Annotated in this window: 25 protein-coding genes and 1 tRNA gene; 13 read left to right on the forward strand and 13 right to left on the reverse strand. The window is 45.9% G+C overall.

All coding sequences use genetic code 11. From position 1 onward, the window contains the following. Positions 1-43 precede the first annotated feature (43 nt). The 4 genes from BGX14_RS06645 to BGX14_RS06660 are packed head-to-tail and all read left to right on the forward strand — an operon-like array spanning position 44 to position 3,420. The gene (locus BGX14_RS06645) at positions 44-856 is read left to right on the forward strand and encodes an A24 family peptidase (RefSeq protein ID WP_095879431.1); all 813 of its coding nucleotides are present in this window, start codon (positions 44-46) and stop codon (positions 854-856) included. A 23-nt stretch (positions 857-879) separates the two neighbouring features. Continuing rightward, positions 880-1,821, forward strand: a complete 942-nt coding sequence (locus BGX14_RS06650; RefSeq protein WP_095879432.1) for an FISUMP domain-containing protein — start codon at positions 880-882, stop codon at positions 1,819-1,821. 58 nt (positions 1,822-1,879) lie between these two features. Continuing rightward, positions 1,880-2,566 carry a 2-C-methyl-D-erythritol 4-phosphate cytidylyltransferase gene (gene ispD / locus BGX14_RS06655; protein ID WP_095879433.1) on the forward strand — a complete coding sequence of 229 codons (687 nt, stop codon included), beginning with the start codon at positions 1,880-1,882 and terminating at the stop codon, positions 2,564-2,566. Between the two features lie 2 nt (positions 2,567-2,568). Next, positions 2,569-3,420: an NAD(P)H-hydrate dehydratase gene (locus BGX14_RS06660; RefSeq protein WP_095879434.1), complete on the forward strand. Its 852-nt coding sequence runs from the start codon at positions 2,569-2,571 to the stop codon at positions 3,418-3,420. An 8-nt stretch (positions 3,421-3,428) separates the two neighbouring features. On the opposite strand, the gene BGX14_RS06665 is transcribed toward BGX14_RS06660, so the two are convergent. The 5 genes from BGX14_RS06665 to BGX14_RS06685 all read right to left on the reverse strand — a co-directional run bounded on the left by BGX14_RS06665 (position 3,429) and on the right by BGX14_RS06685 (position 8,874). Further along, positions 3,429-4,100, reverse strand: a complete 672-nt coding sequence (locus BGX14_RS06665) for a hypothetical protein (RefSeq protein ID WP_095879435.1) — start codon at positions 4,098-4,100, stop codon at positions 3,429-3,431. A 1-nt stretch (position 4,101) separates the two neighbouring features. Beyond that, complete coding sequence (locus tag BGX14_RS06670) at positions 4,102-4,755, reverse strand: TPM domain-containing protein (protein ID WP_095879436.1); 654 nt, start codon at positions 4,753-4,755, stop codon at positions 4,102-4,104. Positions 4,756-4,954: 199 nt separating this feature from the next. After that, complete coding sequence (gene dinB, locus BGX14_RS06675; RefSeq protein WP_198951170.1) at positions 4,955-6,028, reverse strand: DNA polymerase IV; 1,074 nt, start codon at positions 6,026-6,028, stop codon at positions 4,955-4,957. Continuing rightward, positions 6,003-7,865, reverse strand: coding sequence for an excinuclease ABC subunit UvrC (gene uvrC, locus BGX14_RS06680; protein WP_073301764.1), 1,863 nt, complete (start codon positions 7,863-7,865; stop codon positions 6,003-6,005). Before uvrC ends, dinB begins: the two co-directional genes overlap by 26 nt. Positions 7,866-7,881: 16 nt before the next feature. Beyond that, entirely contained in the window at positions 7,882-8,874 is a 993-nt protein-coding gene (locus BGX14_RS06685; RefSeq protein WP_073301762.1) for a DUF6588 family protein, read from the reverse strand. Positions 8,875-9,094: 220 nt separating this feature from the next. Here BGX14_RS06685 and BGX14_RS06690 point away from each other — a divergent pair, with 220 nt between their 5' ends. The 9 genes from BGX14_RS06690 (at position 9,095) to BGX14_RS06730 (ending at position 17,156) form a co-directional block, all read left to right on the forward strand. Continuing rightward, positions 9,095-9,535 (forward strand): hypothetical protein, encoded by a 441-nt coding sequence (locus BGX14_RS06690; RefSeq protein WP_143394172.1) that lies wholly within the window; start codon positions 9,095-9,097, stop codon positions 9,533-9,535. After that, positions 9,499-10,314 (forward strand): hypothetical protein, encoded by an 816-nt coding sequence (locus BGX14_RS06695; RefSeq protein WP_095879439.1) that lies wholly within the window; start codon positions 9,499-9,501, stop codon positions 10,312-10,314. The genes BGX14_RS06690 and BGX14_RS06695 overlap by 37 nt, the downstream gene beginning before the upstream one ends. 2 nt (positions 10,315-10,316) lie before the next feature. After that, entirely contained in the window at positions 10,317-11,315 is a 999-nt protein-coding gene (locus BGX14_RS06700; protein WP_095879440.1) for a hypothetical protein, read from the forward strand. Beyond that, on the forward strand, positions 11,315-11,935 hold the full coding sequence (locus BGX14_RS06705) for a hypothetical protein (RefSeq protein WP_095879441.1): 621 nt from the start codon (positions 11,315-11,317) through the stop codon (positions 11,933-11,935). The genes BGX14_RS06700 and BGX14_RS06705 overlap by 1 nt, the downstream gene beginning before the upstream one ends. A gap of 135 nt (positions 11,936-12,070) precedes the next feature. Continuing rightward, a complete protein-coding gene (locus BGX14_RS06710; RefSeq protein ID WP_095879442.1) occupies positions 12,071-12,937 on the forward strand; it encodes a hypothetical protein in 867 nt (288 codons plus the stop codon). Further along, entirely contained in the window at positions 12,934-13,776 is an 843-nt protein-coding gene (locus BGX14_RS06715) for an inositol monophosphatase (protein ID WP_233126433.1), read from the forward strand. Before BGX14_RS06710 ends, BGX14_RS06715 begins: the two co-directional genes overlap by 4 nt. A gap of 7 nt (positions 13,777-13,783) precedes the next feature. Next, the gene (locus BGX14_RS06720) at positions 13,784-15,136 is read left to right on the forward strand and encodes a sodium-dependent transporter (protein WP_073301751.1); all 1,353 of its coding nucleotides are present in this window, start codon (positions 13,784-13,786) and stop codon (positions 15,134-15,136) included. Positions 15,137-15,176: 40 nt separating this feature from the next. Beyond that, entirely contained in the window at positions 15,177-15,944 is a 768-nt protein-coding gene (locus tag BGX14_RS06725; protein ID WP_095879794.1) for a LytTR family DNA-binding domain-containing protein, read from the forward strand. 183 nt (positions 15,945-16,127) lie between these two features. Then, entirely contained in the window at positions 16,128-17,156 is a 1,029-nt protein-coding gene (locus BGX14_RS06730; protein WP_095879443.1) for a hypothetical protein, read from the forward strand. 7 nt (positions 17,157-17,163) lie between these two features. Here BGX14_RS06730 and BGX14_RS06735 read toward each other — a convergent pair whose 3' ends face one another. The 8 genes from BGX14_RS06735 to BGX14_RS06770 form a co-directional block, all read right to left on the reverse strand. Continuing rightward, positions 17,164-18,429, reverse strand: coding sequence for a carbohydrate binding domain-containing protein (locus tag BGX14_RS06735; protein WP_095879444.1), 1,266 nt, complete (start codon positions 18,427-18,429; stop codon positions 17,164-17,166). Continuing rightward, positions 18,429-19,277, reverse strand: a complete 849-nt coding sequence (locus BGX14_RS06740; protein WP_073301926.1) for a TIGR02147 family protein — start codon at positions 19,275-19,277, stop codon at positions 18,429-18,431. The genes BGX14_RS06735 and BGX14_RS06740 overlap by 1 nt, the downstream gene beginning before the upstream one ends. A gap of 55 nt (positions 19,278-19,332) precedes the next feature. After that, a complete protein-coding gene (locus tag BGX14_RS06745; protein ID WP_083545563.1) occupies positions 19,333-19,947 on the reverse strand; it encodes a GNAT family N-acetyltransferase in 615 nt (204 codons plus the stop codon). Beyond that, the gene (locus tag BGX14_RS06750; RefSeq protein ID WP_095879445.1) at positions 19,892-20,305 is read right to left on the reverse strand and encodes a hypothetical protein; all 414 of its coding nucleotides are present in this window, start codon (positions 20,303-20,305) and stop codon (positions 19,892-19,894) included. The genes BGX14_RS06745 and BGX14_RS06750 overlap by 56 nt, the downstream gene beginning before the upstream one ends. A 187-nt stretch (positions 20,306-20,492) precedes the next feature. Continuing rightward, positions 20,493-20,576: transfer RNA gene (locus BGX14_RS06755), tRNA-Leu, on the reverse strand. Positions 20,577-20,615: 39 nt separating this feature from the next. Beyond that, on the reverse strand, positions 20,616-21,335 hold the full coding sequence (locus BGX14_RS06760) for a hypothetical protein (protein WP_073301744.1): 720 nt from the start codon (positions 21,333-21,335) through the stop codon (positions 20,616-20,618). Beyond that, positions 21,332-21,766 (reverse strand): hypothetical protein, encoded by a 435-nt coding sequence (locus tag BGX14_RS06765; protein WP_158223251.1) that lies wholly within the window; start codon positions 21,764-21,766, stop codon positions 21,332-21,334. Before BGX14_RS06765 ends, BGX14_RS06760 begins: the two co-directional genes overlap by 4 nt. Before the next feature lie 74 nt (positions 21,767-21,840). After that, positions 21,841-22,632, reverse strand: coding sequence for a hypothetical protein (locus BGX14_RS06770; RefSeq protein WP_073301739.1), 792 nt, complete (start codon positions 22,630-22,632; stop codon positions 21,841-21,843). Positions 22,633-22,660 lie beyond the last annotated feature (28 nt).

Below are 22,660 nucleotides of genomic sequence, written 5' to 3' on the forward strand. Positions count from 1 at the left end.
AAATTAAATTCAAATTTTCCAAAAGCAAAACTATCTTTAGGATATGCAAGAAATTCCTATCTGGTATATGGCGATTCTCTTTGCCATTCTGGGTGCCTGCGTGGGCAGTTTTTACAATGTCGTCGTCTATCGGATGCCTCGAGGACTTTCTTTGATTTCCCCTCCGTCCTTTTGCCCACATTGCCAAAAACATATCCCTATCTGGTATAATCTGCCAATAGTCGGCTGGCTCATCCTGCGCGGAAAGAGCGCCTGCTGCCACCAACCGATTAGCATCCGCTATCCACTCGGCGAAGCCTGCTGCGGAATTTTGGGAGTTTTAGCCCTGATTCTTGCCAACTATCCTTTTTCCTGGACAGAACCGGTAGCTCATTGGGCGGATTCCTTTGCGCTTTTTTGGCTTTTGCTAGCCATCTATCCCGTCGTCGCCGTGGATGTCGCGTTCAAGCTTATTCCAGACACCATCAGCATCGGGGGAATCGTCGTGGGCATTCTGCTTTCCTTTTTCCCCGAAGGACTGACCGCGGCACAAAGCATTCTCAGCGGACTCTTTGCGGGGGGAGGGCTCTATTTGTTGGGCTTTATCGCCGGAAAAATTTTGAAACGAGACGCCATGGGGCTTGGGGATGTCAAACTCGTAGCCGGATACGGCGCACTGATGGGTGTCGGACTCGCTTTTGAAACGCTGGTCCTGGCTTCTCTTTTGGGAATTTTGGTGATGGTTCCCTACCGGATGATAAAAAAAGAGAAAAGCCAAGAAATTCCGTTCGGGCCGTTTCTTGCCGTGGCCGCTCCAATCGTCTATCTTTGGGGAGAGCTGTTCTTGAACTACTATTTAGGGCTTTTCCAGCTGTGATTCGCCGGTCGAGGAAGCTTTTTATGCGAATTTTTGCCATCATCCTTGCATTCGTCTTGATTTCCTGCCAACGGGAAACTCCCGCACCGACACCAACGAAAAAAGAAAGTTCTTCCTCTGCGGAAAGCAGCAGTTCCTTCACCTCGTCAAGTTCCGAGCGAAATGCCCCACCACCGAGTTCCAGTCCCCAAATAAAATCCAGTTCCAGCCAATCTCCTGTTTCTTCAGCTACAGAACACTCTTTGACTGTCCAAAACGCATCGGGTTCTGGAACCTACGCTCCCCAAAAGAAAATCCCGATCCAATTGATGCCGCCAAGCCAACAGTGCTTTGCCTTCTGGAAAGTTTCGCCCGGGCGTTACAAAAAAAATTTGAAGCTCCTCTCCACCGATTCCGCCGAGTTTTTGATGCCGGACGCCGACGTGACCATCACGGCTAAATTCAAGCCCTGCGACGCTAAAGGAATTGTCGTAGGCAATTTGCGCTGGATGAACCGCAATCTGAACGTACAAACCTCTTCGGGTTCTTTCTGCTACAAGAATCAGAAAAAAAACTGCGACAAATACGGCAGACTCTATGATTTTGAAACTGCTCAGACCGTTTGCCCCGAAGGCTGGCGGCTCCCATCCGACGCCGAATGGGAATCCCTGGTGCAATTTTTAGGAACGGGTGGAGGAACCAAACTGAAATCCAAAAACGGTTGGCAAGGAGATGAAGAATCCTCTGGGAACGGCACGGATGAAATTCACTTTACAGCGATGCCTTCGGGAATCGTCTATGAAGGAAATTTTATGTACCTGGGAGCCCACGCTTATTTTTGGAGTTCCACGGAAAAAAATTCTCTTAGCGCCTATTATCGCAGCCTGGATTACGATTCGCCGGATATTTACCGCTATCATAATTTCAAAACAGCAGGGTATGCGGTACGGTGCGTTCAAGATGTTCAATCATCAGAAAAGAAATAAGGCATCCTCTGAAAATACATCTTCAAAAAATCGGTTGCGACACATTCGAGAGGTGGATATGAAAAAATTTGCGGTTGTTCTTCCCGCTGGCGGACTGGGAAAGCGAATGGGGACTTCAATTCCTAAGCAGCTTTTGGATTTGGGCGGCAAGCCGGTTTACCGATATTCCTTGGAAACTTTTGCGTCCCTGCCTCAAATTGCAGAAGTCGTTTTGGCGATTCCCGCAGATTGGCAATCCCATTTTGAAAAAGATTTGCAGGATTTTTCGTTTGCTCAAAAACTCAAAATCGTTGTCGGCGGCAAAGAACGCTGGCAGTCGGTGCAAAACGGTATCGCCGCCCTTTCTCCCGAAGTGGAATTTGTGTTGGTTCACGATGTCGCGCGGCCCTTGATTTCCAAAGAGCTGATCGAGCAAGTTTTCAAAACTTTAGAAGATAAGGGAGCTTGCCTTGTCGCCCGCCCCTCAACGGACACGGTTAAAGTCGTCGAGAATGGAAAAGTAATTCGAACAATCCCCCGAGAAAAAATCTTTTTAGCGCAAACCCCGCAAGCAGCCGCTGTTTCCACATTCCGAGAACTTTATCAAAAAATGGAAAAGGAACCGCTTCACTTTGTTCCCACAGACGAAGCTTCCATTTTAGAGCACTATTCTATTCCCGTCCACATTGTCCCGGGCAATTCTCTGAATGACAAATTAACGACTCTTTCCGACTTGGAAAAATTTCGAGCACTCTTAGGAAAATAAAAATGCACTTGCCTTGTCGCCCAGCCGATTCCAACAAATCCACTTTTGGCAGCGTGCTAAACATTGCGGGTTCCGTCCACTTTCGGGGAGCCGCCTATCTTTCAACGGTTTCCGCTTTGCGAGTCGGCGCAGGCTATGCAACTTTAGCGGCAATTCCTCCCGTCATCGATGCGGTGGCCGCAAAACTTTCCGAAGCCATCTTTCTGCCCCTTCCACAAGATGGAGAAACCATTTCCCGAGACGCTGTTTTCACCTTAAGTTCCCAAATCAAATCTGGAACCATCTGTTCCTTTGGTTGTGGGATTTCCGCGTTGCAAAACGCTTCAGTGAATTTGTCCGAAACCACCGATGAATTGTTGAACATTTTCATTCAAAAAAGAACACCGTTGGTACTGGATGCCGACGGATTAAATTTATTGGCCAAGTCCCCAATTTCATTTCGATTCGGCAATCGCTGCGTGATGACGCCACACCCGATGGAACTCGCCCGCCTGCTCCACACCGACGTTGAGCAAATTCAAAAAAACCGTTTGGACGCCGCGCGGGAAGCCTCAAAAAAATATGAAGCCATTGTTCTTCTCAAAGGACACCGAACCGTCATCGCTCTTGGAGAACATGGGGAAATCAACGAAACAGGCAATTCCGCGCTGGCCAAAGCAGGAAGTGGAGATTGCTTGACCGGGGTCATCGCCGGGCTTTTGGCTCAAAAAATGGAACCCTTTGATGCCGCTGTTTTAGGAGCCCACATCCATGGACTCGCCGGAGAAATGGCATCCAAAGATTTTTCGGAATATGGCGTTTTAGCCTCGGATTTGCCCAGCTATATCGCTCGGATAATCCGCGACTTAAAATAGACCCTTTCTTAAAGGGTTTCTTCCAATTGGCGAATAGCCGCAAGAATGGCATCTGCCCGTTTTACATTTTCATCAAAAGTGAGTGCCGGTTCTTTGATGCGGAACTCCGGAAAACATTCCAACAGCTCTTCCCGATTTTGCGGATACTTTTTTTGTTTCAAAAAGAAAATGCCGTAAAGGATTGGTAGAATTTCTTCGTAAACGGCAATAAAAAAATCCATCGGAGTAATTCCCGCCTGAATGCGCGTAAATTCCCGAATCAAATGCAAACGGCGACATTCCAGTTCCCATCGGCATTCATTTCGAAGCCCCATTTCTTCCGGGACAAAACCCGACAACGGCGGATTTCCATACAAAAGAACATTTTTTTGAGAAATATGTAAAAATTCCAGAGGATAATCGTTCTGCTTACTCAATAAGAATTCCCGGTCCAAAAAAAATCCAAATTTAAGATTGTCTTTTGCCATATCCCGACTCAAACGATGAACATCTCGCAATTTTTCAGGACGAGAATCTTCTAGAATCAAACTGATTTGCCACGGTTCATGAATCGCGTCAAAACCTTCGTGCAAACAGTTTCCGTGCAAAAATGCCGAAAGTAAATTGTTTCCGAGGAGATCATGGATGCGCTCTCCCCAAGACGAACTTTTGATATCCTGCAAAGTCAAAATTTTTTTCATATCACCTCTCAAAACCGGAATCAAATTTTTGATGTGGAAACTTGCCAAAATCACGAATCGCTTGACGTTTCTGCGCCCTGCTACCCTGTCGAACAAAATAAATATAGGCACCAACGACTAAAATAAAAACCGCTGCGATTAAAAGCCAAGCAATCGCGGGAATGCCATCTTTTGAAGGACGAGGCAATGGAGTGGCCAATTTCACATCGTGAAGGCGAGCCACATTTTTAGATAGCTCGGCTGCAAAAACAAGAATGCCATGTCCAAAGCGATCCTTTCGAAATTCGGGAAGCAGATATTTTTGAGCCAGACGTTCTGCGACATTTTCCGAAACAAATCGGGAAGCCGCCGGAGAAATGGAAATATAACGAGAATGAGCAGAACTATCGATAAGAATAACCGCACGCAAAGTATCGTTCCCCATTTCATCACGGCACAAAGAATCGGCCAGCAATTTCACATTTGAAATCCGGGAGGCCGCCGTGTACAAATACAGGGAAAATCCCGTTTTGTTACGGAGTTCCTCGGTAAATTGTCGATAAGTCAAACGCTCTTTTTCTGAAAGAAAATAAGCCCTGTCATCAATAGGATCGCCGTCCGGCGCAAATCCGAACAAAGAAACGACAAAAAGCAAAAGAATCGGCAAAAGACGCATCGGCAAAGCTCCAAGTCAAAGAAGTCGCATAGAAAATATAAATTCAAGCCCGCATTTAAAAAAGGCTTTGTTGAAGAAATAGCGTTTCGTGGCCAATGGATAAAGGCAAGATAGACAATTCGGACAAACCACTAATCTCTGGCAACTGACAACTAATCACAAATGCTACTGATTTTTTGAAAAGGCATTTAGGGGGAGTTCAAAACAAATCCGTTTGCATGGAATCGACATCCTCCGAAATTTTATCCAAACGAATTCCGGCACCGAGCAACCGCACCTTTCGATTTTCATCATAGCGTTCCCGAAATAACGAAGAAAAACGTTTCCACGAAGCATCTGGAAAAGTGCGTTCAATCGTAGTGGATTGAAAATCGGCGTATTTGATTTTAACGAAGCAATGAAAAGCCGGGAAAGTTTTTTGCGATTCCCTTTCGATAAAGCGATTGGCGCGACGTAAAAATTCAAAATAAATCGTGCGCAATTCCGATTCGCAATCTTTCCATCCGCGCAAATCTTTGGGAAAAGTATTTTCGGTAGAAATCGATTTTCGGATTTGAGAAGATGAGACTCTCCGATTGTCAATCCCTCGGGCAAAATCATAAAGGGCATTCCCGAAACTGCCAAAATCTGCAACCAATTCTTCCCGAGAAAAAGGAAGAATGTCTTTGCATAAAGTCACACCTTTGGACAGAAGTTTTTGTTTGCAAACCTTTCCAACTCCCGGAATTTTTTCCATCGGCAAATTTGCGGTGAAGGATTCCACTTCTTCGGGTCGAATAGTCCATTGTCCATTCGGCTTGTTCCAATCGCTGGCAATTTTAGCAAGGAACTTGTTCGGAGCAATTCCCGCACTAGCGGTAATTCCGTTGCGTTCCTTAAAAATCGTTTCCCGAATTTCTTGCGCAATTAAAGATGCCGAACCGTTGTGCATATCGCTTCCCGTCACATCTAAAAAAGCTTCATCTAAACTCAAGCCTTCAATTCGATTGGTATAACGGTAAAAAATTTTAAAAATTTCTTCGGATTCCGCTTTGTATAAATTCATATCGACAGGAAGCAAAACCAGCTGCGGGCAAAGTCGCATCGCTTGAAAAGTCGGCATTGCCGAATGCAGCCCGTATTCCCGCGCGGGATAATTGCAAGTGGAAAGAACTCCCCTATTCTGAGCGCTTCCTCCGACGGCCATCGGAACATTTTTCAATTCGGGATGGCGACGCATTTCAACGGAAGCATAAAAGCAATCCATATCAATATGAATAATCTTGCGAACCATGATTCTCCGCATCAGGATTATATTCAGCGATTTTATCGCGAATTAAAAGTCCCCTTTTCTTTCCGAAAATTTCCTGAATATCCTCCGGTGGAGCTTTTAAAAAATCGGAACGACATTTATATCGAGAAAGAATTTTAATCCGCGTTTCGTCGCCAATTCCCGGAAGATTCAACCAAGCAACCCGCAAGTCTTCTTTCCGTTTGCTACGCTGATATGTAATCGCAAAGCGATGCGCTTCGTCTCGAGCATTTTGCAACAATTTCAAAGCCGCACTCGTACGATGCAACACAATAGATTTTCTATCGTCGGGAAAAACAATTTCTTCCAATCTTTTGGCAAGTCCAATCAACGGCAAATCTTTATCATGCCCGAGTTCCCGCAAAATCTGCATCGTCGCATCCACCTGACCTTTACCACCATCGCAAACCCACAAATCGGGCATGGGCGTTCCCTCTTCTTCCAACCGTCGAATTCGCCGCGTCATCACTTCTCGCATACTGGCAAAATCATCGACTCCAGAAACGGTTTTGATGATAAACTTGCGGTAATTTTTTTTGTCGGGGCGACCATTTTTAAACGAGACCAAGCTGGCAACGGTATGCGTTCCCGCCAAATGGGAAATATCTACACATTCAATGCGGAACGGCGTTCTTGACAAACCCAGTTCCCGCTGCAAATCAAAAACGCTCTGATCTACTTCATCAAAATGTTTCACACTGGCTTGTGCTTCAACCAGAAGCATTTCCGCATTTGCCAATGCGAGTTTCATAAACTGGACACGCTCGCCTCGTTTAGGAACTGCGATGTTCACCTTATGATGCGCCCTTTCCGAAAGTTCTTCTTCTATCTGCTCACAATCCTCATCAGCAATCGCATTACTGATGGCTATTTCACTCGGGATTCCTTCGCCGTCTTCATACCATGTCGAAAGCATTTCGCAAAAAATTTCCGCCTCGTCCTGTTCCTGATCGCATTCCAACTGGAAATGCCTTCTTCCCGAAATCACTCCTTGACGATATTCAAAAATGACTGCTGTCGCCAAATTTCCATTTCGACGCACCGCAATCACATCCAATTTAAGCGTCGTATCCGTCGTATCGGCCTTTTGAAAAGTCGTCGTCGCCTGCAACGCTTCAATGGCGTCTCGTTTTTTTGCAGCCGTTTCAAAATCGAGTTTCTGCACGGCCTCTTTCATCTCCCGTGTCCATTCCGAAAGCAAATCGTTACGCTTGCCCTCCAAAACCTTCACCATTTCTCCGACATTTCGCGCATACTCTTCTTGAGAGCAAAGATTGGCGCAAGGAGCGAGACAGCGACCAATATGATAATTCAAACAAGGACGCTGCGATTTGGCAAGAGGAAATATCAATTTGCATTCCCGCATTTTAAAAAGCCGAGCAGAAATATCTATCAACGTACGAAACGCTTTAGAACTCGGATACGGGCCAAAGCAACGAAAACGAGTGCTCGCATGACGAGAAAGAAAAAGTCTCGGAAAAGGATCCCGCATATCAATCGCAATATACGGATAATGTTTGTCGTCTTTTAAACGGACATTATAAATCGGCTTGTGCTTGCGAATCAAATTGGCTTCTAAAATAAAAGCCTCTTCTTCCGTATCGGTTACAATCCATTCAATTTCTCGAATGTATGGCAGCATCAGCGTCGCCGCCCGATGTCCCGGCTTTTCTTTTCCATCAAAATAACTGCGAACCCGATGCGCCAAGACTTTGGCCTTGCCAACGTAAATCACTTTTTTAGCGGCATTCTTCATCAAGTAAACGCCGGGGCGAAAAGGGAGTTCCGTCAATCGTTTTTGAATGGCTTCTGAAAACAAAATTCACTCCAACGGATTACGGCTTATTCTCCGCTGCAACCTCTCCCGTTTTTTCTTCAGCATTCAATTCTTTTTTCGCAGAAGAATTTCCGATATTCAAATCTTGTTTAAAATACAGGACGTTGGCATTCAAAGAGTGATTCGCTCCCACATTGTAACCCACGACAGGATGGTAAGCGTCCCCAAAAGCAAACGAAAGTTCTATGCCCATTCGGAATCCGCCGCGACCATCCAAATCCACATCGGGATTTATTTTTCCTTGATAAATGCCATCCTTGGTGTAAGCATCCATGCTTCCGCCCGCTTCCATAGAAACCGTTTGATAACCCAAAGAAAGCATCACTTCCATCATTTTGAATGGCTTATAGCCAAAAACGACTGCGGTATAAGTTGTTCCAAAATCCAAGTCCAGTTGCCCTTTCCATTTATCTGGAGCATAACCGATATAAGCGGAATTGTAACCGAAAAAAAGGCTCACATCAAAATTTTGAAAAGCCGGCGGAAGTTTTTCGATAAAGAAATGTCCGAAGCTGTGCTGGATGCCAAAAGAAAGGAGGTTGTAGCCCTTCAATTCACTCACAGACGGGAAATACATTCCTCGCAAAGCGATTCTCGTATAAAAGAAACTCGCACCGATTTGCAAATAAGGCAACGTGAAAATGGAAAGACCGTGCAAATCTTCGTTTCCGCCGAGTCCCCCTTCGGCTTTACCACCAAAAATCGTCGGGATATTTCCCAAACTCGACGAATGATAATTTCTATCGCCGGATTCAATCAAAGCGATTTGAAAAGGAAGGCCGCCTTCAAAAGAAAGCCCGCGGCTAACAGATGCCGAAGAAATCCAGTTGCCGTTCAAAACCGTTCCCACATAAGTCGCAATCGGCTTGACGTAACCCGTGCGCCCGTTGGATTTTTGAAATGCACTCATCGACTGATAATCGCTGGCCCATTCGGCGGCAAAGAGTGAAATGGCTGAACAAAAAATCGAAATACAGAAAGCCTTTTTCATAGCCGGAAATTTAGAAAATGGCAAGTGTGGGCGAAGATATAGTTTAAAGATATGTTGCTTTATATATCTTTTGAGACAACTAAGGAAAAATAAGAATGCCAATTTGACGGATAAACGGATTTTATATAATTTAGGAATGAACAAAGAGAATCAGGTGAGAAACGTATTGCTCTGCATAATTTTGTTCGCATCTCTTGGGGTAGCCTCAGAAATCTGCAACGTGAAAAATTCAAACCCGGGGATTCCCGAAGGCTCCTGCACGCAATCCGGCTACGTTTGCCATTTGGCTTTCGATACGAATAATTCGCAGAACGTCATCGCCTTTTATCTCGGGGCGGATTCCCTGTGCTCCTCGCTACAGACGACAAAGTTCATCACGAAAAAGCAATCCGACAATACGACCACGAATGCGCTCCACCTTTTCCTGATCGAGAGCGAGGAATTTCATACGGACGCCCTGGCGATGACACTTTCCGGAGCACTTGCGCTTTCCTCATCAAACAACAGAAGCCAGATTTCGGTCATCTATCACAAGGTAAAGGAAGCCGAGTACGGCGGAAGCGCAGTACATTTAACCGCTTCAGGGAATTCGGAATTGAGAATGGAAAAGAAGCGCACTGGAATATGGCGGTTCCGGTCGGCAAGGAAAATCTGCGCGTGACGCTTGCATGGGACGATTGCGCCGGAATCGACGGCCTATACACTGCAACGAATTTTTCGGCATCAAAGCTTTGTAACGATCTGGACCTGTATCTGATTTCTCCGTCAGGGAAGTTTTATTTTCCGTGGCGCATCGATCCGTTGCCGATCGAGAAAATAGATTTGAGCGGGAATGCAGTCCCCTGGTCTTCGGATACGTTCGGGATCGAGCGGATAAAGGAGTCGGACATGCCCAAAGCGAAACGTTATTGCGGAAAGAACGATGCCGTGCGCGATGAATGCTTCGATCATCTGAACAATGTAGAAGTCGTCGATGTCGATAATCCGGAACAGGGAACCTGGCAGGTCGTCGTGCGGGGAACTGCGGTCCGCGAAGGAAATGTAAATGGCGATGCGCAATTGGCTTCCATTGTCAGCGATTTTACGCTGACAGAGTCTTCGTGCCAGATCATGCATCCTTATAAAGCTCAAAACCATCTGGAGTGCGAATACGCGTTGGGCGACAATTTGGAAGCGTTCGTCACGTTTGACGAGAAAACGTTCGTCGGGGGCGGCGATACGATTACTTTGTCCGATGATTCGGGAAAAATCCTCGGGAAATATGCGGGGAATGCCTTGGCGGGAAAGCGCATCCGTATGAAATCTTCGAAGCTGAAAGTCGAACTGGAAAGCGATAACGACAGTTCCCAGGGCTACGGATTCGAAATCCGCCGGATAGAGAAAGTTCCGTTTTCAATAGCACCCTTGTTTTTGCCAGCGATAAAATCCAGGAGGAGATGAATATGCGGAAATTGTTCGCTGCGATTTTACTGATGGCTACTTCTAGCATTTTTGCCGAAACGTGGACGCAAACGCTGAAAGGGTATGATTGTAGAGGATCTTGCCGGCTTTATGCGGACACTTCGAATGTTTTGTATGGAAAGCATCTGATTACTTCAGATGATGCATGGTTTTGGAATACATCTTCTCTTTTCTTTAATGACTCGCAAATTGTGTTTGGTAATAAATCTTATGACTATGGAGAACCGGACGTTCTGCCTGGGCAGATCATTTTTTCTTATAAGCCGACGATGAGCGGCTGTCGAATTCCAGAATCTTATTACGAACATCAATGTGAGTACGGATTAAGCGTAGTATTTAAAGATACTTCGGACACCTTGAGTGATTCTCTTTGGATTCAAAAAGAAACGGGTTTTGCATTTGATGATACTTTGAATTTAGTAGATACCAATCGGTTCAACTTTATAAAGCCAGAGGAAAGAGCTTCGGATAACCCTATTTTCTTAGCGGATCTTTTTGAAGAAAAAATTTTCTCTTGGAATTTCGGAGTTTACAAAAATTCTAGTACAGGGGATTCTATTTATTATCGTGTAGCGGCCGCTTTGGATTCTATTTTTTTCGTCTATCGAAAAGACAGCGCATACTTCGCCTACTGTCGCTTATTGCAAGCAAGAACCTGTAATTCATTTCAGATACAGTGTATTTTCCAGACGGATCGTTTGCCGTATTTTCCTGCTTTTGAACTAGAAGAATACCCATACCCCTGTTATGCTTTAGCTTGGTACAGAACGGAAGGTGGAGATAAAAATTATTCCTATTGCAATACGCTAGAAAAGATAGGAGATTTTCTTTATACAACGACACCCATCCCATCTCGCCGGAGGTTCACTCCGAAAAATGGAGAAGAAAAATCCTATCAGCTAAACGGCTGCCCGAATTCGGGAAATCACACAGGCGTTATTATTGAAAATGGCAAGGTGAAAGTCCAGCTGAAGAAGTGATGTCTACCGATGGGAATGCAGTCCCCTGGTCTTCGGATACGTTCGGGATCGAGCGGATAAAGGAGTCGGACATGCCCAAAGCGGAACGTTATTGCGGAAAGAACGATGCCGTGCTAAACGAATGCTTCGATCATCTGAACAATGTAGAAGTCGTCGATGTCGAGAATCCGGAACAGGGAACCTGGCAGGTCGTCGTGCGGGGAACTGCGGTCCGCGAAGGAAATGTAAATGGCGATGCGCAATTGGCTTCCATTGTCAGCGATTTTGCACTGACGGAATCTTCGTGCCAAATCATGCATCCTTACAAAGCCCAGGACCATCTGGAATGCGAATACGCGTTGGGCGACAATCTGGAAGCGTTCGTCACGTTTGACGAGAAGACCTTTGTCGAAACGGGCGACACGATTACGTTGTCCGATGGTTCGGGAAAAATCCTCGGGAAATATGCGGGGAATGCCTTGGCGGGAAAGCGCATCCGTATGAAATCTTCGAAGCTGAAAGTCGAACTGGAAAGCGATAACGACAGTTCCCAGGGCTACGGATTCGAAATCCGCCGGATAGAGAAAGTTCCTTTTTCGATAGCACCCTTATTTTTGTCGGCGATAAAATCGAGGAGGTGAATATGCGAAAATTGTTCGCTGCGATTTTACTGATGGCTACAGGTAATTTGTTTGCCGAAACGTGGACGCAGACGCTCAAAGGGATTTGACTGTTATGGAAAAAACTGTGATGCATATTCGGATAGTTCGAATGTGATGTATGAAAAATATTTTGTAAGTCATTTTAGCGATGTGAGGACCGCGACAATTGCCTTGACAGATTCTGGTTTTTCTTTTGGAGAGTTCTTTGACCCTTTTGAGGCGGATTATCCTGGCATTATATACTTTTCTTTAGCGGACGGATTGTGTGATTGCAACTTTTTTGTAGGAACTGCTCCACTAGGGAGCAGTGCAATTCCAGCTTTTTGTGAATACGATTTTCTTGTTTCCGTGTCCGCAGCAGATTCGACAGTGCCGATGATGGATTCGATCTGGATTCAGAAAACTCCAAGTTTTGTATTTGGGGACACACTGAATTTAACAGATAGCAATGCATTTTTGCCCGTAATAAATAAGGAGTTCTACCTGAACGATTTGGTTTATGCTTCAGCGATCCCAAAATTTACTGACACAGTGTTGTCGATTACCTTCAAGCAGATAATCGATTCGATCTATTTTGTCTATCGGAAAGACACTTCCTATTTTGCCTACTGTCAATTACTTCAGTCAAATGGCTGCTTTTCATTCCAGATACAGTGTGTCTTTCAAAATGATGGATCGACTTATTTTCCAGCTTTTGAATTGGAATCACACCCTTATCCTTCTTGGTTCCATTCAAGTGATATGATATATTTTGGCACAGGAATTGGCGTTCCTGTAAATGAGGGAACATGTCTTACATGGGAAGAGGTGGAAAAGTACGTAAAAGTCGCAAAGGAAAATGCGGCCATCACAAGTCAAAAACAAAATCGGCAAAAAGAATCAGATTCAAAATCCTATCAGCTGAACGGCAGTCCGAGTTCGGGCAATCACACAGGCGTTGTTATCGAAAACGGCAAAGCAAAACTTCGGCTGAAGAAATGACCTCGGCGCAGATGCCGGCGGGCAATCTTTTTACATTTGTCCGCATGGAACTTTCATCTGTTTTGAATTTGGCAAGTTCGTTTGCCCAAGAAGCCGGAAACGCTGCGCTTTCTATGCAAGATCACTTGGGAAACATCCGATTTAAAACTCCCAAGGATGTCGTGACCGTCGCCGACATGGAAAGCGAACGCATTCTCGTGTCGCGCATCCGCGAGCGTTTCCCCAAACATTCCATCCGCACCGAAGAAGCCGGTCACGTGAAAGATGGCTCGCAATTCGAATGGATCATCGATCCGGTCGATGGAACCTTGAACTTTAGCCGCGGCATCCCGCTCTGGGGTGTTTCGCTCGCACTTGTCGAAAAGTCGGAATCGGCAGCAAAGCCTTTGATTGCGGCGGTGTACTTGCCCGGGCTCGGAAAAATATATTCGGCGTATCGCGGAGGCGGCGCTTTTGTGAACGGCAAAAAAATTTCGGTCAGCGCCACATCGGAACTTTCGAAGGCGATTGTTTCCAACGGGGACTTTAACGTCGGCGACTGGGCGAAAATCAACGCGCAGAACCTGAAAAACTTTCGGAACGAAGCGGAAAACTGCTCGCGCGTCAAGTGCTACGGCAGTGCCGTTGTCGAAGGAACTCTGGTGGCTCAAGGCTCTCTAGACGCATTCGTCATGACCATGAGCTACCCCTGGGACATTGCGGGCATCGCACTGCTCGTTCAAGAAGCTGGCGGCAAGGTTTCCGAATTGTCCGGAGAACCCGTGCGCTTTATCGATGGCGAACAGGTCCTATTCTCCAATGGAATTTTACATGAACAAATGATTCAAATCCTAAAATGAGGAAAACATGAAAAGAGAAGGATTTAAATCGCGGTTGGGATTTCTCCTCGTTTCCGCAGGATGTGCCGTCGGAATCGGCAACGTCTGGAAATTTCCGTTTTTAGTCGGTCAAAATGGCGGCGGATTTTTCGTATTGTTCTATCTGATTTTCTTAATCGTCATGGGCATTCCCATTTTGACTATGGAACTTTCCGTAGGGCGAGCCTCTCGCAGAACAGCGGTTTCCGGCTACAAGCGACTGGAACCCGCAGGCAGCAATTGGCATTGGCATGGTTATTTCTGTTTTTTGGGTTGTCTGCTTTTAATGATGTACTACACGACTGTTTCCGGCTGGATGCTCAACTATTTTTGCAAATTTTCGTTGGGAGATTTCGCAATGACTTCGACTGGCGACGTGGGAAATATCTTCACCTCTATGCTCGGCAGCCCAACACAAATGCTTTTGGGAATGACCGCTTCAGTTGTGTTCGGTTTTCTCATCAACAGTTTCGGCATCCAAAAAGGGCTTGAACTCGTTTCTAAAGTGATGATGGTCGGGCTTTTCATTTTGATTCTCGCCCTTGCCGTTCACAGCTTATGCTTGCCGAACGCCATCGAAGGCGTCAAATTCTATCTGCTGCCAAATCTGGACAATATCCGAGCGCAAGGACTGGGATCCGTCATCACCGCCGCAATGAATCAAGCATTTTTTACGCTTTCTTTGGGGGTCGGAGCTATGGAAATTTTTGGTTCCTACACTTCCGACAAATACACTCTCGGCGGGGAAGCCGTGCGAATTGGCATACTCGACACGATGGTTGCCATTGCCGCCGGACTCATCATCATTCCCGCCTGTTTCGCCTACAATGTGGAACCGGACGCCGGTCCCAGCTTGATTTTTCTGACCCTTCCCCACGTTTTTCTGCACATGGAGTTCGGGCGTTTTTGGGGGGCAGCCTTCTTCCTTTTCATGACTTTCGCCAGCCTTTCCACGGTTTTGGCCGTATTCGAAAATCTCCTTTCGGGATGCCTTGACGAATTCCACTGGACACGCAAAAAAGCGACACTCGTTTGTCTTGTCGTCGTTTTCGTGTTGTCGATTCCCTGCGCTCTGGGCTATAATCTTCTAAGCGACGTACATCCCATTGGCGAAAAGGACATCCTGGATTCCGAAGACTTCATCGTTTCCAATTTTTTGCTCCCTTTAGGTTCTCTGGTTTATCTTCTGTTTTGCGTCAGCAAATGGGGCTGGGGCTTTGACAATTACTTGGCCGAAGCAAACAAAGGCAAAGGATTAAAAATTCCCCGTTGGTTCAAAAACTATTTCCGATTTGTGCTTCCCATCCTGATTTTAATTATCTTCGTCAATGGATTGCTCTAATCCGAGCAAAAAGGATATAGCTGTAAATTATATTAAGGCCATGCAATTCAAAACATTAATTGTCGATGACGAACCTTTGGCGCGCATGAGAATGCGTAAATTGTTAGAGCCGTATGCAGACCTCGTGACGATTGCGGGCGAAGCGGCTACGGGCGAAGAAGCGGTAAACCTCATTCGTCAAATTCATCCCGACCTCGTTTTTCTGGACATTCAAATGCCGGACAAAAACGGTTTTGACGTGCTGAAAGAAGTCGATGCAGAAGAAGACCCCCTGATTGTTTTTACGACGGCTTACGACGAATACGCTTTAAAAGCTTTTGCGGAATATACGATCGACTACCTGTTAAAGCCCATTGAAGAAGAGCGCCTACAGGTCTGCATGGACAAGGTTCGCCGCCTCGGAGGAATTTTAGGCGGTTCCGTCGATACAGAAGAAGATATGCAACGCCTGCTCAATCGTTCTCCCAGCGACCAGCAGACTTATTTGCGAAGAATCCAAGCTAAAATCGGCGACAGGACAATCGTCATTCCCATTGAAAACATTTTCCGTTTTCAAAGCGAAGAAAAATACACGACGGTTTACGCATCGAACGGAAAGTTCATCATCAGCACGCCACTTATCGAGTTGGAAAAGCGACTGGATCCCGCTCAATTTGTTCGGGTGCATCGCGCCCATTTGATCGCCATCGACGCGATTACAGAATATCAGCGCCTGCCCAACGGGCACTTCACGATTAAATTGCACGACAAAGACCACTCCGTCATTCCGGTCAGCCGGAACTTTGTCAGCAACCTGCATTCACTTTGATTCATTCTTTAAAATTCTTTTTAACCGGCGGCGCTTGCTCCGGTTTTTCTTTTTAGATGGCATAAGACTATGCGAGAAGCAATAATGAAATACGCAGAAAAAATCGACAACAGGCTAAATAACTATTTTTAATCCTGAACTCCCGCAAAAACAAACCCAAAACGACACATAAAAAATTTTTCGATGCAGTCCATGGTAAAATATCTTTTTGTATTGACAAGTTCCCCAAAAGACTTTTTTTGTGAACAGACCCTTGTCGCCATCGCCTCTTTGCGCGACCACAATCCAAACGCCTTTGTCACCGTTCTCACCGACGACAAAACCGCAGCCACCCTAACGGGAAATCGCGCAGCACTCAAAGATGCCGCCGATGAAGTCAAGGTTTTGGAACTCGACGAAAAGCTTTCGCCGATGCTCCGTTCCCGCTACCTGAAGACCGTTATGCGCAACGTGATCGACGGCGATTTCCTGTATATGGATTCCGACATCGCCGTTGTCGGCGACCTTTCAATTCCTTCTGAATGGAACGGCGGCATTTATGCCGTTTTGGATTTTCACACCAATTTGCACAAGGCAATCAATCGGAAAAAAATTCTGAACAACGCCAAGATGCTGGGATTTTCTCCGATTCTAAACGACGAAATTTTTAACGGGGGCGTCATGTTTGCTCCCGACACGATCGAATGCCGCCATTTTTTTGAAAAATGGCACGAATTATGGCTGTATTGCGTCAGCAAGAATTTTCCTTACGATATGGCATCTTTGGCAGAAGCGAATTTTCATTTCGGCTATATCATGCAAAAAATGCCCGGTGGATGGAACTGTCAGCTGGCTTACGGCAACCGTTTTTTGCCCACAGCAAAAATTTTGCATTTTTTTGGTTCCCGCATTATCGACACCCGCGGCATTCCCGTTCCAAAATCCATGGACATTTTTCTGCCCAAAATTTTGCGCAAGGATTTTTATACAAACCTCAAAAACATTCCCGTTCATGTCGGCGCGAACAAGCGAATTTCTATCAACGCCTACTACGACGAAGTAATCCTGCATGCCAAAGACGCGTTTGAATTTCAGACGAAAAAGGTCGGAGCTCCAGGAGCGTACATCATTCGCAGCTACGCTTTCGCCAAATCCCTCGCCTGGATTTACAAAAAAGCACCGATTCTTTTAAAACCCTTGGAATGGCTCGGAAAACTTTTTAAACCGGAATGACCTCGGATCAATCGATGCGGTAAATTTTCACATCTTTAAATTGATACCGATTTAAATTTTTTCCCAAATTGAATTCCAAACGAGCAAAAAGATCGTCCACAAGTGCCGTATATTCAAACTCGTACGATTTCCAAACCGTATCCATATCCACTTGCTTTTGGAAAGCTTCCGTATCGTATGTATTATACGAGCCCAAACGAACAGTGATAGGAGCTTCCGAATCCGCAATCGCCGTAAAAATCAATTTATATCGACGTCCCTGAAGCAGCGGAATATCTTCATGAATCAGCTGAACACTGTAATTCTGTGTTCCCGCGGACGAAACGGTCACGGTCATTTCATTATTTGAAATACTCGTATCCGCCAATCCTCCCAACTGCTGCACCAAAATCCAATCCCGATGGTCTGCAAAATTTCCATTAGAAACCCAATTGGAATCGATGACATCATAGCGGGCAAGGACATTCGCGTCATATTCATCTTCAAAAACACCGTTGGAATAATATGTCAGACGATGCGCCGCCGAAAATGCCCGGCTAAATCTCGCCGTCAAAGAATCCCACAGCACCTTATTGTGCAACGCATCAAAACGGACCGTGTCGTCCACCGCCTCTGCTGTCGTCATAGGCAAACCGCCGACCCATTTGGGCACGCAAAAACGCACCGTCAACGAAACGGCTCCATCTGCGGCAAAGTCCAATTGATTTTTCATATAGCGCACTTCCAAAGAATCCAAGCCGGCGAAAGAAAAAGTAAACGGCACATACGAGCCCGCTATTTTCATTTTTCCTGCCATCTGCGGATTTTCAACAACCGGCGCAAATCTCGCCCCAACTTCTTTCAGCAAACCGGATTCGTCAATTTCAATATCGCCAAACGCGGCCTTCCAGTCTTCCCGAATTTCTGCGGAATCTTCTGCAAACGCAATGGACATTGGAGCATCCGACGAATACTCGGGCCACAAAGTAAGTCCCGCAGCCAAATCAAAACCCACATAGATGTAGTAGCTAGAATACGCAGAAAGCCGCCACAACGAAAGACTCAAATCATCAATCAGAACCGAATCCGAATCCAAAGCCATCCGAGCAGCCACCGCAGGTTCAGGACTGTCCGTTTCCTCTAATTCATAATCCACGACAAATCGAGCTAAAAAAGAATGCGCCTGAATTTCCGGATTGCCGATTTCAATTCCAGCCTGATCCGAAGTTTTGCTGCAAGAGAACAAAAGAACGGAAAGAATCACCGCAACAAAGGAAACGAGACTTTGAAACATTACATTCCTCGGGTTAATGGAAACAGCTGGATGTTCACTTGAACAACATCATCACCATTTCCGGCTTCACTGGAGAAATCTAATAGTTCTTTTCGCATGAGTTGCAAATGTTTTTTCAAAGCGGGGAAATCTTTACGCTGAATGGAGAAAGTCACCGCCGAAATATCCCGCCGATCCGCCGAAACGCCTTCCATGGACTCTTTGGCCAGGTCCAGCATCTGGCGATGATACTGCCTCACCAGCATATCCTTTACTTCGTCCTCCGTCGTAATCAAAGACTGCTGCTGGCGGTAACTGTTCGCCGTTTTAGAAATCAATCCGAGGGATGCTAGCAATTTTAAGGATTCCGCCGCCTGTGCAGGCGTTACCAAACCGCCAAGACGCCTAGAAATCCATTCCGGGGCCGGATTGAATCCCCGCAGTTCTACCATTTCCCGAATGACGGAATGATACCATTCTGTAAATATACGGAATTGCGCTTGTTCCAATTTGCGCAAACGGGAACCCGGAGTCGATTTGACCAGCTTCCTGTAGTAAAATGATTTTTCCTTGTCGGTTGTCGCCTGATTGAAAAAAACCAAGTTTTCAAAGTAAACGGCCCTTTCATCGGTCAAGTCCAGACCCTGGATGATTTTGACAACCGTATTCTTGGTGATATTCCGTTTGCCGTCCATGACGAGTTTGAGATGCGCATGACTGGAAAGTCCCGCTTTAGAAGCAAAGTAGCGCAAACTAAACGCCGGCGATGTCGCCTTTTTAAAAGCATAATAGTCGTGCAGAAACACGCGATAATTCGTGTACTGTAAAACGTCTGGAAGGGACGGTTTTTCTTTTTCTACACTTTCCATGTTAAAAAAATAACCGCTTTGCAAAAAAATAAAAAAGCAAACTGTGAAATCCTGTTTACATTTGAGAACGAGAAAGCAGTTTTCCGTAGCGATTGTGGTGCAGATATTTTCCGTGTAAAAATTCCGCATCCTTCGCCATGCCTTCCCATTCAAAACCAAGGCGTTTAGCGAGCGCGTTGCTTTTCACATTTTCTACAGCCGCAGAAATTTCCACCCGATGTATTCCCAAATTTTGCAAATAGTCCAGCACAAGTCCGACAGCTTCCGTGGCGCAGCCCTCGCCTTCAAATTCGCTCCCTAAAAAATATTCCAAAGCCGACGAACAATTTTTCCAGTCAATCCATTGCAAAATCACTCCACCGATCAAAGCTCCATCTGCAAAACGCCGTATTCCCAAGGCACCGCCGCGTCCCATTTCCCGCTGGACCCGATACGAATCAATCATCGCATAGGCATCCGAAATCGAGCGGAAATTTTCTACCCACGGCAACCAAAGCTGTAAAGATTCCCTCGACGAATCCACCAAAAACAACAATTCTTCGGAATCTTCCGCTTCCCAAAAAGACAAAAAAAGGCGCGAACCTTCCAGCGATTCCAAAGGCAAATCCCGCAAACTACTCGACATCTTTGACATAAAACGCCCGCTGGCATTCCGGATTAGAAAAATCATCGCAGGAATAATCTTTTGACGGGTAGTAATCCCCAGTAACGCGGGTCAAATGAACTGCCGACGCATCTTGCCATTTCGCCGGAAAAGCCGATGCGTCCGAAAGATAAATGCTGTCGCCTTTGACGCGATTCCCTTGCGCATCCACGTCGTAGAGGAAAAAACATCCTTTCCGAGCGCAACGTCCCGAATATTGAAAAGACACTTCTCCGTAAATCGTCCGGCAAAAGGAAGAGTTCTGCACCTGAGACGAAAGCTCCCGAAGACCAGCGACTGTCGTTTCCTGACAAGTTGAGAAAGAATCGGAATCGCCACAGCTCCACAAGCAAAGAGCCATAAGCCCAAGAATACTTTTTTTCATGTCCTCTAATATAGATAGTCTTTTTACTCGCCGGGCGACCATCTCCTCGTCCAAATCCGCCAAGGAGAATTTTAAAAATTCTTTCCCTTATGGAAACCGCCACAAAGGCGCATTTTAGAAGAACCGCTTTAATCTGAAAAATTTCCGCCGTCACAAAAAAAGTCCCGTTCCAAAAGAACGAGACTTATGCGGGTGAAAGGACTTGAACCTTCATGTCCTTGCGAACACTAGAACCTGAATCTAGCGCGTATACCAATTCCGCCACACCCGCAAGTGTGTGCAACCAATGTTAAAAAAAATCCCCGATTTGTCAAGGGAAAAAATTCTGAATCCAAGCTCTACGGAAAGAAATCCACCAGGACCAATCATGTCCCCCCCTTTCATCAAAGCGGATTTTACAAAATTTTGCCCCTAATCCAGAGCAAAAGCGTTCCAGCCAAGGCAAAATCCGTTCCGGCGGATATAGCCGGTCCAAACCGCCCTGCATAAAAGTCCACGAGCCTTCCCGAATTTTCGGATCTCGAAGCAAGTTCTGCGCATCGGCGACCGCGGCTAGATTCGTGCTGATCAGAAGCCTGGATTTTACCGTACGCTTTCCATAAAGCGTATAGCCCACAACCCCCAAACCGCCGTCCGAAATACCGACGAGAGAAACGGTATCTATTTGAATATGAAATCGGGCTTCCATAGAATCCAGCGCATAATCCACCGCGAGCAACGCCTGTTGCGTCAGCCAGTGATTTTCCTTGCACGCTGAAACGCTGACCACCGCAGACTCTCCAGAAGCTTTCTCTAAAAAGGGAACCAGCGCTTTGCCCGCTTCATAACCTTTAGCGCATTTGGAGCTTTGCATTCCTCCATGAAACCAGACATAGATCTGCGGAAGTTTGATATTTCCTTGATGCCAAAAAGCGGCAGGACTCGAAAAATCCCCCGCGGAAATCACCAGAGAATCGGCAGAAAATTTTGGAACGGTCGTTTCAGAAAAAGCGAAAGAAAGCATCAAAAGAACGGCGACGAGAATTTTCATTTTGAACGCCTTAGCGATCGACGCAAAGCCCAGAACGCTAGGAATAAAAGCCCGATTTCCAAACACGCTTCCCACAACAACGCCCGAAGCTGGAATGCGCGGATTTCCTCCGATGCCAGTGCGCCGTCATTTCCGGCAATTCCCGTCACGATCCATTCCGAATCCGAAATGCGAATCGCCCGCACTTCAATCGGTGCAGGCATTTCCGTTTCTGCCCAAAAAGAAATCCACTCCTTTAAAACAAGATCTTCGCTTTGCGGCAAAGCCAGAATGAATACGGCATTGCGGTCGCCATTCAAACTGAAAAAGGCTTTGTCTAAAAGCGGAATTCCCGAACCGCTCCAACCGCGAACCAACGATACCGAGGAAATTTTCCCATAGAACAGATCTTCATCGCCATTCAAAGATTTATAAAAAGGCAGAGTCTGCACGAAAAGATATGATGAAATAAAGCAGCAAAAAACCGACAATGACAAAAAAAGAATTCGGATAGAGCGAGACATTTCTATTTCCTTGAACGAACGGCGAAAAATAAGGTGAATAAAAGCAGCACAATCGAAATCAAATAGAAGACTTGCTGCGTCCAAAATTTAATTTCACGATTTTTCAGGCTTTGTATCTTAAAAGACTGGGCAAGATTATCGCATTGTACAAGCACTCTGTCGCCAGCGACCCGATTCCAGAGTTCCGCAATTTTTGCATTCCACAAAAGAATCGATTCATAACGCAGCCATAAAGAATCCGGCAATTTTCCCTTCCATGCAGAATCCGGCAGAATGGCAAAACCCAGCCGGGCAGAATCCAAATTTTTCACCAGAGGTTCCGCAATTTCAAGATTCCAGCGATTCAACGTCGCCACTAGATTCATCGCACTGTCCAACCAAGAAGCCCTTTCTGGCACATAGCGCTTTATAGAAGCTATCCATACCAACACCGAATTTTCAAACTCCGAAAACTCGCGTTCCGGAGGCATCCAGACAATGGAGCGATCGTTTTCCGAAGCCGCATAAACCGACACGGCGATTTCCCGCAACCCGCGAAGTGAAGACATCAACTCTTCGGAGTTTCCTTCCGACGCCACCCGAACTCTTTCCATTTTTTGCATCACTCGACCGGAAAAAAACTTATAGTCGGACAGCGTATCTAAATAGCGAACATAAACATCCATCTGTTGTTTTTGGGAATAATAAAAGAGCACCGTCAAAGCCAGTGTCAGCAAAAGAATGCCCCAAACCAGAGGCGCATTGATGCGGCTTTTTAAAATTTCACCAAGAGAATGAATCCGATTTCCCTGCATAACTCGAAATTACCTTTTTTCTATGTTA

It is taken from the genome of Fibrobacter sp. UWS1, from assembly GCF_002300445.1.
In the GTDB taxonomy this organism is placed as follows: domain Bacteria; phylum Fibrobacterota; class Fibrobacteria; order Fibrobacterales; family Fibrobacteraceae; genus Hallerella; species Hallerella intestinalis.